Origin of the sequence: Rhizobium sp. BK619, from assembly GCF_014195245.1 — a bacterium.
GTDB classification, from domain to species: Bacteria; Pseudomonadota; Alphaproteobacteria; order Rhizobiales; family Rhizobiaceae; genus Rhizobium; species Rhizobium acidisoli.
This window is the reverse complement of sequence record NZ_JACIBH010000009.1, coordinates 204,920-217,745: the sequence shown is the minus strand read 5'-3', so window position 1 is coordinate 217,745 and position 12,826 is coordinate 204,920. Positions and strand designations below refer to the sequence as shown.

Below are 12,826 nucleotides of genomic sequence, written 5' to 3'. Positions count from 1 at the left end.
GAAGAAAAATGAGCATCGCGATCATGCGCAAGGCGCTCACGGGCGTTTCGGGTGTTCCCGTCACGGCCTATGACAGCAAAGGCGAAGTCCAAACGCGGATTACGGCCAAGGTCTATGCGCGGGTGGCGGCCGCGGGCATTCACAACATCGTCGCTGCCGGCAATACCGGGGAATTCTACGCGCTGACGCCGCAGGAAATCCGGATCGTCCACGAAGCCGCGGTGTCAGGCGTCGACGGCCGCGCGCCGGTGACGGCGGCGATCGGCCGGTCGCTGCGCGAGGCGATCGGCATGGCGAGGGATGCGTCGGCGATCGGCGCAACCGCCGTCATGTCGCATCAGCCCGTCGATCCTTTCGCAGCACCTTCGGCCCAGATTGGCTATTTCTGCAATCTTGCCGATGCGTCCACTCTGCCGCTCGTCGCCTATGTCAGGGCCGAGGGTTTTGGTGTCGACGATATCGTCCGCCTCGCCAACCACGGCAATATCGCCGGCATCAAGTTTGCCACGACCGATCTGATGCTCTTGTCGCGTGCGATTCCGGCGGCCGATCCCGATGGTGCCCTGTTCGTCTGCGGCCTGGCGGAGAGCTGGGCGCCGACATTCACCGCCGCCGGCGCGCGCGGCTTCACGTCGGGCCTCGTCAACGTTGCGCCGCAGCTTTCGCTTGCCGTCCACGCCGCGCTCGAAAAAGGCGACTTTGCCGCGGCACGGGCGATCGTCAACAAGCTCGAGCCGTTCGAGCGGATGCGAACCAAATTCCGCAACGGCGCCAATGTGACCGTCGTGAAAGAGGCGGTCACCTATTCCGGCCTCAATGTCGGCCCCGTGCGCGTGCCGGGGTTGCCGCTGCTCGACCAGCATGATCGCGAGGAACTTCATCGGCTGCTACGAGGCTGGGAGGCCGAGGGCAGCATTCAAACTGATCCGGACCGGCAGCAGCCTGCCAAGGCGGCCGGCTGAGTTCGACATTATTTCTGCAAACAACAGGATTGGGAGGTCTAGAGATGCTGAAACAGCTACTGACAACGATCGCAATTACCGGCGCCCTGATAACGACGCAGCCTGCCTGGGCTGCCTCGCCGCCCAATATGCTGGTCATAGGCACCAATCTCACCGGCATCCGCACGCTCGATCCGGCCCAGAACAATGCCCGCACCGTTTCCGAGCTGATCTCGAACCTCTACGACAATCTGGTGCAGCTGTCGCCGGACGATCTCAAGACGCTGAAGCCGATGCTTGCGACGCAATGGAGCGTCTCAGACGACGGCAAGATCATCACGCTCACCCTGCGCGACGACGCCGTCTTCCAGAGCGGCAACAAGGTGACCGCCGAGGATGCGGCCTGGTCGATCCAGCGCGTCATCAAGATGGGCCAGGTCGGCTCGACTGACGTGGCGCTCTGGGGCTTCAAGCCCGATAACGTCGAAAAACTCGTTCGGGCAAAGGACGAGCATACGCTCGAGATCGAACTGCCGCAGTCGGTGAATACCGATCTGGTGCTCTATTCGCTGGCCGGCTCGTCGATCGGCATCGTCGACAAGAAGACGGTGCTGTCGCATGAGGCGAATGGCGATTTCGGCGGCGCCTGGCTTTCGGCCAATTCCGCCGGCAGCGGTCCGTTCAGCCTGGCGCAATGGCGGCCGAACGACGTGGCGATCTTCAATGCGCAGCCGAAATACTGGGGCGGCAAGCCCGCCATGGCCCGCGTCGTCGCCCGCCACATCCCGGAATCCGGCAACCTCAGGCTGCAGCTCGAAGCCGGCGACGTCGATGTCGGCCAGTATGTGGCAAGCGGCGATCTCGATGCGCTGTCCACCAACAAGGATATGGTCATCGACAATGTCCCGGGTCTTGGCTTCTATTATATCGCCCTCAATCAGAAAGACCCGGATCTGCAGAAGCCGAAGGTTCGCGAGGCCTTCCAGCACGCCTTCGACTGGAAGGCGATCTCCGGCAACATCATGCGCTATACGGGCTTTCCCTGGCAGTCGATGATCCCGCGCGGCATGATCGGCGCGCCCGATGAGGCTGCCGCCCGCTATGATTACGATCCCGCTAAAGCCAAGCAGCTGCTGGCGGAGGCCGGATATCCGAACGGCTTGAAGAAAGTGCTCAATCCGTCGGGGGCAGCGACCTTGCCCTTCGCCGAAGCGCTGCAGGCGAGCGCGCGGGCTGCCGGCCTCGATCTCGATCTGGTGCCCGGCGAGTTCACGCCCGCCTTCCGCGAACGCAAGTTCGAAGTGCTGCTCGGCAATTCCGGCGCCCGCCTGCCGGATCCCTTCGCCGTCGCCACACAATATGCCTTCAACCCTGACAATAGCGACGAAGCGCGCCTCGGCAGCTATTATCTCTGGCGCACAGGTATGAAGGTGGACGATCTCAACACCCTCATCGATCAGTCGATGAAAGAGCGCGATACGGCCAAGCGCACGGATATGTTCAAGAAGATGGACGGCATCTATGCCGGCATGGCCGCTCCGCTCGTCATCTTCTTCCAGCGAACCGACCCTTACGTCATGCGCGCCAACGTCAAGAATTATCACGGGCACACGACGTGGTCGACGCGCTGGCATGACGTGACCAAGGAGTAGAGCGCGTGGCGAGCGCCGATCTGACATCGAAGCAGGAAGGCCGTCGCTCTCAAGCGGGCGGGTTCGCCGATGCGGCCCCGCACCCGTTGATGAGCTTGCTGCGGCGCCTGGCGGGACGCGTGGTGGCTGTTGTGACCACGCTGCTCGGTCTGCTTTTCCTGACCTTTTCGATGGGGCGCCTGCTGCCTGCCGACCCGGTGCTTGCTATCACCGGGCCGGAGGTCAGCAAGGAGGTCTATGATCGGGTTTATAACGAGCTGGGGCTCGGACAGCCGATCTGGATGCAGTTCCTCTCCTATGTCGGAAAGATCGCCACAGGCAATCTCGGCACGTCGGCGACCACGGGCCAGCCGATCCTCACCGATCTGATGACGATCTTTCCCGCCACCATCGAGCTTGCGATCATCGCCATGATCATCGGCGCCATTATCGGCATTCCCTTGGGCGTCACGGCTGCCGTCAGGCGCGGAACCATCATCGATCACATCGCCCGGATCGTTGCGCTTGCCGGCCACTCCATCCCGATCTTCTGGACCGGGCTGATGGCGCTCTTCCTTTTCTACGCCAAGCTCAAGCTGGTCGGCGCATCGGGCCGCATCGACGTCTTCTATGAGGGCCTCGTCACCCCCATGACGGGCTTTCTGCTGATAGACGCGGCGATACAGCAGCAATGGGACGTGTTTTACAACGCGCTTGGCCACATCATCTTGCCGGCGGCGATCCTCGGTTATTACTCCGTCGCCTATATCAGCCGCATGTCGCGAAGCTTCATGCTGGAGCAGTTGAGCCAGGAATACATCATCACCGCCCGGGCCAAGGGGCTCGGCACCCGCAAGGTCGTCTGGCGGCACGCCTTCCGGAACATCCGCGTGCAGCTGCTGACGATCCTGGCACTGACCTTCGGCGGGCTGCTCGAAGGCGCGGTGCTGATCGAGACGGTTTTCGGCTGGCCGGGGCTCGGCCAGTATCTCACCCGCGGGCTACAGATGAACGATATGAACGTCGTCATGGGTTCGGTTCTGACGATCGGCGCCGTCTTCCTGACGATCAACATCCTGTCGGATGTGCTCTACCGCATCCTTGATCCGAGAACACGGTGACGCCATGACGATCTCCTCAGAAGACGCAGACGCCCACACCCTCGGCTTTCGCAGTTGGTTGCGGGCAGATGAGCCTCAGGGCTGGTTCCAGTCGTCGGCGCAGCAAATCCATCAGGGCTGGCTGAAATTCAGCCTGCACCCGCTTGGGCTGGCCGGCCTCTTCATCATCGTGCTGCTGATCGTCGTGGCGACGGCCGCCCCCTTGCTCACCAGCTACGATCCGATCGTGCAGGATATGGCCGGGCGACTCGCGCCGCCCTCGGCCGCCCATCTTCTCGGCACCGACAATTTCGGCCGCGACGTCTTTGCGCGGGTGATCTACGGCGCCCGCACCACGCTTTACATCATCATGCTGGTGACGATCATCGTCGCACCGCTCGGCCTGCTGATCGGCACGGTCTCCGGCTATTTCGGCGGCATTGTCGATGAGATCCTGATGCGCATCACCGATATCTTCCTCTCCTTCCCCGGACTGGTGCTGGCGCTCGGTTTTGCCGCCGCCCTCGGCCCCGGGATCACCAATGCGATCATCGCCATTTCGCTGACGGCCTGGCCGCCGATCGCGCGGCTGGCGCGCGCCGAAACGCTCAGCCTGCGCAAAGCGGATTATATCGCCGCCGTGCGCCTGCAGGGCGCGACATCGCTTGCGATCATCACCCGCCACATCCTGCCGATGTGCATTCCCTCGGTGATCGTCCGCGTCACCCTCAATATGGCCGGCATCATCATCACTGCCGCCGGTCTTGGCTTCCTCGGCCTCGGCGCGCAACCGCCCTGGCCGGAATGGGGCTCGATGGCCGCCAGCGGTCGTGAGTTCATGCTCGATAGCCCTTGGGTGATCGCCGCGCCCGGCATCGCCATCGCACTCGTCAGCCTCGCCTTCAATCTCGTCGGCGATGCGCTGCGCGACGTGCTCGACCCGAGAGGTTCGGAATGACAGAGCCGCTCATCGACATTCAAAACCTCGAAATCGCCTATGGCGGCGGCCACATGCGCGCGGTGCGCGGCGTGAGCTTTGCGCTCGGGCAGGAAAAACTCGGCATCGTCGGCGAATCCGGATCGGGCAAATCCACCGTCGGCCGGGCGATCATGAAGCTGCTGCCGCCGACCGCGATCGTCCGCGCCGAGCGGATGGCCTTTCGCGACGTCGACCTCCTCAAGGCCGACGAACGAAAGATGATGACGATCCGGGGGCGGCGGATCGGGCTGATCCTGCAGGACCCGAAATATTCGCTCAATCCGGTCATGCGCATCGGCGAACAGATCGCCGAGACCTACCGTTTCCATCATCCGAAGGCGGGCGCGAAGCAGACCTATCAACAGGCGCTCGACATGCTCGAAGCCGTCCAAATCCGCGATCCCGAGCGCGTCGCCCGTCTTTATCCGCACGAAATATCGGGCGGGATGGGCCAGCGCGTGATGATCGCCATGATGCTGATCGCCGAACCCGAAGTGCTGATCGCCGACGAGCCGACCTCGGCGCTCGACGTCACGGTCAGGCTCGAAATCCTGGCGCTGCTCGACGAACTCGTCTCACGCCGCAATCTCGGCCTGATCTTCATCAGCCATGACCTCAATCTGATCCGCAATTTCTGCGACCGCGTCCTCATCATGTATGCCGGCCGTGTCGTGGAGGTGCTGGAGGCGCGCGATCTCGACAAGGCGAAACACCCTTATACGCAGGGGCTGCTGGCATCCTTGCCGACGATCGAGAATCCTCCTGCCCGGCTGCCCATCCTGAAACGCGACCCGACCTGGCTTGACGACCTCGCAATGGAGGTGCGGCCATGATCCGGATCGACAACCTTACTATCCGTTTCGGACACGGCCAGCGGCCCGTTGTCAGAGATGTGAACCTCACGGTCGAGAGGGGGACGGCGTTCGGCCTGGTCGGCGAGTCCGGCTGCGGCAAGTCCACGGTTCTCCGGGCCCTCTCCGGCCTCAACGCCAATTATGATGGCAACATCGAACTCCAGGGCGAGACGCTGGACCGGCAGCGCAGCCGGCCGTTCTATCGCCGGGTGCAGATGGTGTTTCAGGACCCCTACGGATCGCTCCATCCCCGCAAGACCATCCGCTCGCAACTGAAAGAACCGCTGCGCAACCAGGGGCTGGAGACGAATTCCGTCGACGTCAACGCGGTACTCAGATCGGTCGGCCTCGATCCGGCGCTGAGCTACCGATTTCCGCATCAGCTTTCCGGCGGGCAGCGCCAGCGTGTGGCGATCGCCCGCGCCCTGATGCTGAACCCTGACGTCCTGCTTCTCGACGAACCGACATCGGCGCTCGATGTCTCTGTCCAGGCCGAGATCCTCAATCTGCTGCAGGATCTGCGCGCCGAGCGCGGCCTCACCTACCTCCTTGTCAGCCACGACCTCGCCGTCGTCTCCCATATGTGCAGCCGCGTCGCCATCATGGAAGCCGGCGAGATCGTCGAACAGGTCGATATCGAGGCCCTGCGCCGAGGCGCCGTCGAACATCCCTATTCGCAACGCTTGCTGCGGGCGAGCCGGATGTACGGGAGGGTGTAGCCGTCGATCGGTACGCCCTGCCGCTTCGCGGGTCACCGCAAGTGGGCGTCGATGGCGAAAATGATCTCTTCCCAATCGTTGGGATGAATTTCGTGGCCGCCACCTTCGAGGCGGACAAGCTTCGCGCCCCGGACGGTTCTTGCCAGCAGTTCGCCGTGCTCAACCGGATAAATCGGGTCGGCCGTTCCGTGTATGACGAGGAGGGACGCGGCCAGTTCCGCCAATTTTCCTTTCAAGGCCTGCCCGCCCCTCAACATGAAATGATTTGTGGCACTGACGAAGTTCTTCGCCCGCCTGACATCCCGTTCGACAAAGGCGCGCGCCCGCCCTTCGTCATAGGTGTGCGCCACCCCGGCGATCATCCGGGTGTCTCTGACAAGAAATTCGATCACCTGGGCATTGTCTGTCCAGTCGATGGCGTCACCCGTCGCGGCGTGCGCCATGTAGGCGTCAGTGGTATGCGGCAGCCCGCTAGTATCAATGCCTATTGGCGTGGTGGACATCAGCGTCAGCGTCTTGACGCGTTCGGGATAGGAGAGCGCTGCGATCTGGGCAATCGTGCCGCCCAGTGACATGCCGATCAGATTGACGCGGTCAATGCCGTAGCCATCCAGTACCCTGACGGCGTCCGCAGCCATGTCGTCCATGGTGTAAGGCGGTTCCCCCGGCTCGTAGATCGTCGAACGGCCAGTGTCTCGATTGTCATAGCGAATGACATAATATTTTAGAGCGGCGAGCTTCTGGCAGAACCCGTCCGGCCACCACAGCATCGACGCCATTGCGCCCATAATCAACAGGATCGGCTCATGCGCCGGGTCGCCAAAGGCCTGTGCGGCGATCTCGACGTCGTCAAACTTGATATTGCGTTCAGTCACTTGGAGCGTCCTTTATGTGTATCGGGTGAAGCGGCGAAGCCTTGGGTCCTGGTGTTAGCAGGCATCCCCATGTTGGGGCTAAGGCAGGAGTGCCGCATCAGGCATTTTGCCTAGGACAGGTTCAAAACACGCACGGGATGACTACGCCTCCATCTCTGCTAATCTTGAGCTTCACCTATCGGAGGACTTTGTGTCGACATCCCTCAAAAAGTCCCTGTTCTCGGGCCGTGCAGCAGAACTCGATGCGATGGAATCCGCGTTCCGGGACGTCTCCGGCGGCAGGCAACGCTCCATTCTTCTCGGGGCGGAAGCAGGCGGTGGCAAGAGCCGGCTGGTCGAGGAGTTTGCCGACCGACTGTCAGGCCGTGCGTTGATCCTGAAGGGCGGCTGCATCGAGCAGCGAGAATCGGCATTGCCCTATGCGCCGGTCACGGCCGTGCTGCATGAACTGGTTCAACTGCGCGGCGGGACGGCGGTCCGGTCGCTTGTCGGCGCCGCGAGTGCGCGCGAGCTGGCTTGGCTTCTTCCCGAATTCGGCGAAACATCTGAACGGTTTGATGCGGGCATCGCAAGAGCGAGGCTGTTCGAGGCGTTGAGGAAGTTGTTCGAAGAGCTCGCCCGGGAGATGCCGCTCGTCGTTGTCGTCGAAGACATTCACTGGGCCGACCAGGCCACTTGCGATCTGCTTCGTTTCCTCACGACGCGGCTGAAGAAAAGTCGGATGATGCTGATCGTCACCTACCGACCTGAGGAGACCAGCGGCAGCAACGTACTGCGAACGACCATCGCCGACCTCTCGCTGTCCGAGGCTGCCGAGGTGTTGAAGCTTCCCCGCCTGAAGCGCGCCGAAGTCGCCGCGCAGCTCGAGGGGCTGCTCGGGCGCCCGCCGACACCGGCCGTCATCAATGAGGTCCATGCGCGTTGCTGCGGGATCCCGCTTTTCACGGAGGTGCTTATCGATGCGAGCGGAAACTTGCGGACAGATTTCCCTGGCTCGCTCAACGACTACCTGCTGAAAAGCGTCAGGGAGATGCCGGCGTCGACGGCAGAACTCTTGAAGGTGATGGCGCTTGGCGGCCCACATATCACGCATGCGCTTCTTCGCAGCGTGACTGAGAAGTCCGATATCGAACTGGCAGAATTGCTGCGGCTTGCGATTTTGGCAGGGATCCTGGTGCCGGATGGCGACGGATATGCGTTCCGCCACGCCCTGATCCACGAGGCGGTGCGTAGTGACCTGATCGCCGGCGAAAGGATGGCCATCCATCGCGCCTATGCCGAAGTACTCGAACGCGGCTCGGTTCCAAGCTACCGGGTTTGGCATGCCGTTGCGCTCGCCCGCCATTGGCGCGGCGCCGGCCAGGCCGAACCGTGCCTGCGGTGGGCGTGGCAATCCGCCGCGGAAGCTGCTGCCGCCTTCGCCTATGCAGACCAGATGGAGATGCTGAAGCTCGTGCTGGCAGCCTGGCCCGACGTGGATCATGCGGCTGACCTGATCGGCGCGGATCACTGCAGGGTGTTGGAATTGGCTGCCGATGCGGCCTGCTGGGCAGCTGAAGCCGAACAGGGGCTGGCCTTCGTCGAACGTGCTCTCGCCGAAGTGAATGCCGAGCGCGACAGCGAACAGCTGGCAGCCCTTCTTCTGCAGCGCGCGGTGATGCGTCAGCACACGCTGATCCCAGGTGAGATCGCCGATCTTGAGCGAGCGCTTGACCACGCGGTCGATCCCACCAGGCTGCGTGCGGACGGACTGGGGCAGTTTTCCCGCGCTCTGATATTGCGGGGAGAATTCGATCGCGCCAGGCTCTTGGGCGACGAGTTGAAGGACCTGTCGGAGAGGCTCGATGACGAGGAATACCGCATCGAGGCACTGATCGTCGCGGCGTCCGTGGACATGGCCGCGGGCAACTCTCGCATCGACGCCTTCTGGAACGTGGCTAAGCGCGCCGGTCAGGCATCCATCGGCCGGGTCGAGGTGCTGGCGGGCGCAGCCCTGCTTCAAGCCCTGCTCGAGACAGGAGACTACGCTCAGATCATCGACATCGGACCGGCGATCTTTGCCCGGACCGTCGAATTCGGCCAGGCCCGGTATATCGGGGCAATCGTGGGTTCGCCCTTGTGCCGCGCCCTGCTCGCCGTCGGCCGCGTTTCCGAAGCCGTTGAGACATGCGAACGGATGGCGGCATTGGATCCGCTGCCGCTGGGGCTGGTTCATGTTTTCGAATGTCACGCGGAGATCGCCCTGGTCCTGGGGGATTCGGATCGCGTTGCCGCAGCGGCAAGCGCCTTGCGCGCTCTGCCACCCGGCCCCCAGGTCGCGGGCCGCATGACGGCCAATCTTTTGCGATTCGACCTCGAAAGCACCGCGCTGGCGGGCGATATGGATCAATCTGCGATCCTGATAAGATCGGCTTCGACCCAGTTGGAGAAGCAAGGAGGCGTCTCCTGGCCGCTCTTGGCCTCTGCCATGCGCGTCGCCATCGACACGAACCGGAAAGATGTCGCCCAGCAGCTCGCGGACCTCGCCGCTCGGACCCCGTGCCGCAACGTGGTGGAGCAAGCCGAGAGGCTTACTGTCTCGGCCGAGATGTCGCGCGCGACGGTTTCCGACCTCGATGCCTGGGAAGCGGCTGCCCAAAGCTGGGCTGATTTGAGCCAGCCCTTTCGGCAGGCATATGCCCTGATGCAGGCCGGGAGCGCTGCGGTGAATGCCGGTAAGCGCGCCAGAGGTGCAGACCATTTCAGGCGAGCTGCGGACCTTGCCCATTCGATCGGCGCCCGCCTGCTTGCCAATCAGATCGAGACGCTGGCCGCAAAGGCCCGCATTGATCTGCGAGGCGGGAAAGAGGGTAGTACACCGAAGGCGCCACTTGGCCTGACGGACCGGGAATTCGAGGTACTCAGGCTTGTCGCCGCCGGACAAAGCAATCGCGAGATCGCCGATAATCTGTTCATCTCGTCGAAAACGGCGAGCGTTCATGTCTCCAACATCTTGAGCAAACTTGCCGTCCCCAGCCGCGGTGCTGCGGCCGCCATGGCGCACCGGCTCCGGATCGTTGATCCGGCATAGATGTGAGCTTCCAGGAGTCCTGGCTAAGTCGTCCTGATATCCGCCGCTTTCTCGAAGCCCGCATCGCATTCCATTTTTTCACGGCCTAGGCATTTTGCCTGATGTGCTTACGCGGTCTTACGTCGAGCATGATGATATGGCGCCATCGAGCGGTGCCGGGATTTCATCAATCGGAGGTCAAAATGCACATCTCTTCCACCGCCTTGGCCGATACCCAATGCACGATCGATTCCTATGAAGGGGATGCCGATGACTATTGCCGCATCGTTGATCCCTTTCCCGCGCCGGGCCTGGAAGCCGCGCTGCAACAGCTCGCCATCGCCGCCGGCAAGGGCGGCCGGGTCCTTGAGATCGGGTCAGGCCCTGGGTGGGATGCGGATTTTCTCGAGACCCAGGGTGTTCTGGTAAGGCGAACCGATGCGACGCGACGATTTCTCGAGTTGCAGGCAGCGCGCGGCAAGCAGGGCGAATTGCTCAACGTCATCACCGGCAACCTTGGCGGCCCTTATGATGCGGTGATTGCACTTTGTGTTCTCATCCACGTGCCTCGCGACCAGACCGGCCACGTCCTCGAAAAGATCGCCGCCGCGCTGCGCCCCGGAGGCGTCTTCCTGGTGACGATGCGGGATGGAGACGGGGAGACGAGCGGCGCCTACCATATGACCTACTGGCGCCGCGACGAGTTCGCGCTGCGCCTCATGGCGGCCGGCCTGGATCTTGAATGGGATTCATACCGCATGAGCCGCAACAACGAAGCGTGGCACACCTTTTACACCCGACGACCGGGATGAGGCGCCGCATTTTCGCGCGAGGCTGCTAGCAGGCGTTCCGATCAAACGATAGGGCGCCGGCTATTTCCAGCTCGTGTAATCGGCGGCGGTGCAACCAAACGGCGCGCGATCCTGGCCAAACCGCTTCTTCAGCTGCTCGCATCCCCACTCGTTCAACGGCGCCGGCATGAGGTTGTTGATGTCCATGCCAGGTGATTGGAATTGTGTCGCCGAGCTCGTGACGTACCAAAGCCAGAAGCCGACTACACCAACGACGATCAGAAGCAACGTACCGAAGAAAAGCTGCAGCCGTTTCCAGATCGATACCGTCTTTTTGGGTTCTTCGATCAACACAGGCGCAGCCTGATCGCCGTCTTGCTGCTGCCCCAGGGGTGCAAGAGCCGCGGCGCGCTCGGCATCCGTGAGCTCGACCCGCTGCAGACGATCGTCCAGAAGCACTGGCAGGGCCGTATTGCCGTGCCTGACGGCCATTCCGATTGCCTTGCCATTGGCTTCACCGACGATCAGCGGCTCCTGTCCGCTCTTCATCCGCGTGTAAGCCGATCGTCCCGTTTTGTCGGCGGCGATCTTGTCATTGTAGGTGATGGAAAGAACCCCGCGTTTGCGGTCGAATGCACTGATCTCGACTGGGACGGGGATCAGCCTGGCAGGCCGGCACAATTGCCCCTTCACCCGCCAAATGCGGATACCAAGAAAAATCATGCCCAGGCTCATGCCGCCAAGCAGGACCACAAACACAGTGAGCGTGATGATCCTGTTCCAGAGCATGTCCAGACCCAGGCTCATTGTCGCGAGTTCCGGATGGTCGGCGGAAATCACCAGATCGGTTTCATAATCGCCGGTATGGAAATCGACGAACATGACCTCGACCTCGGTGTCGTAGTTTCGTCCGCCGTAGCTGTAGACAAGGCGTGCCTCGCAGTCGGTGAAGACTGCCTTGCGTGTTGTGCATTTCCCGTTTTGCACGTCGCCGTTCTCTAGCACCAAAGGGTTCTGGCTGATCTGGAAATCGCGGATCACACCGGGTGCTTCCGAGACGAATAGAAAGACGGCCAATGCCAGGATAATGGGCGTTGACCAGAAGTAAGCGTTCGGCGTGGAGATGACGTTGCGCGCCAGTGAAAGCGGGCGGCTGGGGAGAACAAGCGAAGACAACGGCGCAGACCCCTCAAATGACAGCGCGGCGCGCCGGTAAAGCTTCATACAGCGGCCGAGGACCAACGAGCGGAGTTGGCGTCATCCAGACCGGCTTGCACAATCCCATTGTGTGATACCGATCTACAACCTGTTATGGGCGATCGGCAATGCTTTTCTACACGCGCGGGCGGCAATCCTGCGTTGATTCTGTCGATGACGCGGGCGCAAACGAGAAACAGATTTCGACGATGCCTCCGGACGCACCATCGAGACGATGAAAAACGGTCGGATCGTCAGGCGATCGGCTGTCAGGAGCCGGTTTGACCCTCGCCAAAACTGTTGCCTCTTCGCCTTTAAAGTTGCGTCACCGGTATGAAGGTTGATAGAGGAGCGGCGGCGGTATAGTTTCGCTTTCGCAAATCGACGAATGACACAAGGAATAGTTATCTCATGCCGACAGGTACGGTTAAATTCTTCAATGACGACAAGGGCTTCGGCTTTATCACCCCCGAGGATGGCGGACAGGACGTGTTCGTGCACGTGTCTGCTCTGCAGCGCGGCGGGTCGCTCCGCGAAGGCGACAAGGTCAGCTTCGACGTCGGACAGGATCGCAAGACCGGAAAATCGAAGGCTGAGAACGTCTCAACCCTCTGATTCAAAGTCGAAGATCACCCAACCCGCGTTGAGCGGGTTGGGCTCGTCGCAACGCCATAGGCCGCGACGACGGTA

The 12,826-nt window shown here is 62.0% G+C and carries 11 protein-coding genes; 9 read left to right on the top strand and 2 right to left on the bottom strand.

Annotated features, from left to right (window positions below; genetic code table 11):
* Window positions 1-8 precede the first annotated feature (8 nt).
* From FHX14_RS18735 to FHX14_RS18710, 6 genes are read left to right on the top strand one after another with little or no spacing between them, the layout of a single operon-like run.
* Window positions 9-962, top strand: coding sequence for a dihydrodipicolinate synthase family protein (locus FHX14_RS18735; RefSeq protein ID WP_184378070.1), 954 nt, complete (start codon window positions 9-11; stop codon window positions 960-962).
* Window positions 963-1,006: 44 nt separating this feature from the next.
* Entirely contained in the window at window positions 1,007-2,593 is a 1,587-nt protein-coding gene (locus FHX14_RS18730; RefSeq protein WP_097628016.1) for an ABC transporter substrate-binding protein, read from the top strand.
* Between the two features lie 5 nt (window positions 2,594-2,598).
* Complete coding sequence (locus FHX14_RS18725; protein WP_183854085.1) at window positions 2,599-3,693, top strand: ABC transporter permease; 1,095 nt, start codon at window positions 2,599-2,601, stop codon at window positions 3,691-3,693.
* A gap of 4 nt (window positions 3,694-3,697) precedes the next feature.
* The gene (locus tag FHX14_RS18720; RefSeq protein ID WP_097628018.1) at window positions 3,698-4,630 is read left to right on the top strand and encodes an ABC transporter permease; all 933 of its coding nucleotides are present in this window, start codon (window positions 3,698-3,700) and stop codon (window positions 4,628-4,630) included.
* Window positions 4,627-5,484 carry an ABC transporter ATP-binding protein gene (locus FHX14_RS18715; protein ID WP_097628019.1) on the top strand — a complete coding sequence of 286 codons (858 nt, stop codon included), beginning with the start codon at window positions 4,627-4,629 and terminating at the stop codon, window positions 5,482-5,484. The genes FHX14_RS18720 and FHX14_RS18715 overlap by 4 nt, the downstream gene beginning before the upstream one ends.
* The gene (locus FHX14_RS18710; RefSeq protein ID WP_097628020.1) at window positions 5,481-6,224 is read left to right on the top strand and encodes an ABC transporter ATP-binding protein; all 744 of its coding nucleotides are present in this window, start codon (window positions 5,481-5,483) and stop codon (window positions 6,222-6,224) included. Before FHX14_RS18715 ends, FHX14_RS18710 begins: the two co-directional genes overlap by 4 nt.
* Before the next feature lie 32 nt (window positions 6,225-6,256).
* Here the strand turns inward: FHX14_RS18710 and FHX14_RS18705 are convergent, their stop codons facing one another.
* Complete coding sequence (locus tag FHX14_RS18705) at window positions 6,257-7,099, bottom strand: alpha/beta fold hydrolase (protein ID WP_184378069.1); 843 nt, start codon at window positions 7,097-7,099, stop codon at window positions 6,257-6,259.
* A 190-nt stretch (window positions 7,100-7,289) separates the two neighbouring features.
* Here FHX14_RS18705 and FHX14_RS18700 point away from each other — a divergent pair, with 190 nt between their 5' ends.
* Window positions 7,290-10,169 (top strand): helix-turn-helix transcriptional regulator, encoded by a 2,880-nt coding sequence (locus FHX14_RS18700; protein ID WP_184378068.1) that lies wholly within the window; start codon window positions 7,290-7,292, stop codon window positions 10,167-10,169.
* Window positions 10,170-10,351: 182 nt separating this feature from the next.
* Window positions 10,352-10,960 (top strand): class I SAM-dependent methyltransferase, encoded by a 609-nt coding sequence (locus FHX14_RS18695; RefSeq protein ID WP_184378165.1) that lies wholly within the window; start codon window positions 10,352-10,354, stop codon window positions 10,958-10,960.
* Between the two features lie 60 nt (window positions 10,961-11,020).
* Here the strand turns inward: FHX14_RS18695 and FHX14_RS18690 are convergent, their stop codons facing one another.
* On the bottom strand, window positions 11,021-12,115 hold the full coding sequence (locus tag FHX14_RS18690; RefSeq protein ID WP_184378164.1) for a hypothetical protein: 1,095 nt from the start codon (window positions 12,113-12,115) through the stop codon (window positions 11,021-11,023).
* Between the two features lie 432 nt (window positions 12,116-12,547).
* On the opposite strand from FHX14_RS18690, the gene FHX14_RS18685 reads away from it, so the two are divergent.
* A complete protein-coding gene (locus FHX14_RS18685; RefSeq protein ID WP_003572688.1) occupies window positions 12,548-12,751 on the top strand; it encodes a cold-shock protein in 204 nt (67 codons plus the stop codon).
* The last annotated feature ends 75 nt before the right edge of the window (window positions 12,752-12,826 follow it).

Coding starts and splice junctions, on each gene's coding strand:
- FHX14_RS18735 (WP_184378070.1), top strand. CDS start 9: ATGAGCATCGCGATCATGCGCAAGGCGCTCACGGGCGTTTCGGGTGTT.
- FHX14_RS18695 (WP_184378165.1), top strand. CDS start 10,352: ATGCACATCTCTTCCACCGCCTTGGCCGATACCCAATGCACGATCGAT.
- FHX14_RS18710 (WP_097628020.1), top strand. CDS start 5,481: ATGATCCGGATCGACAACCTTACTATCCGTTTCGGACACGGCCAGCGG.
- FHX14_RS18720 (WP_097628018.1), top strand. CDS start 3,698: ATGACGATCTCCTCAGAAGACGCAGACGCCCACACCCTCGGCTTTCGC.
- FHX14_RS18715 (WP_097628019.1), top strand. CDS start 4,627: ATGACAGAGCCGCTCATCGACATTCAAAACCTCGAAATCGCCTATGGC.
- FHX14_RS18730 (WP_097628016.1), top strand. CDS start 1,007: ATGCTGAAACAGCTACTGACAACGATCGCAATTACCGGCGCCCTGATA.
- FHX14_RS18685 (WP_003572688.1), top strand. CDS start 12,548: ATGCCGACAGGTACGGTTAAATTCTTCAATGACGACAAGGGCTTCGGC.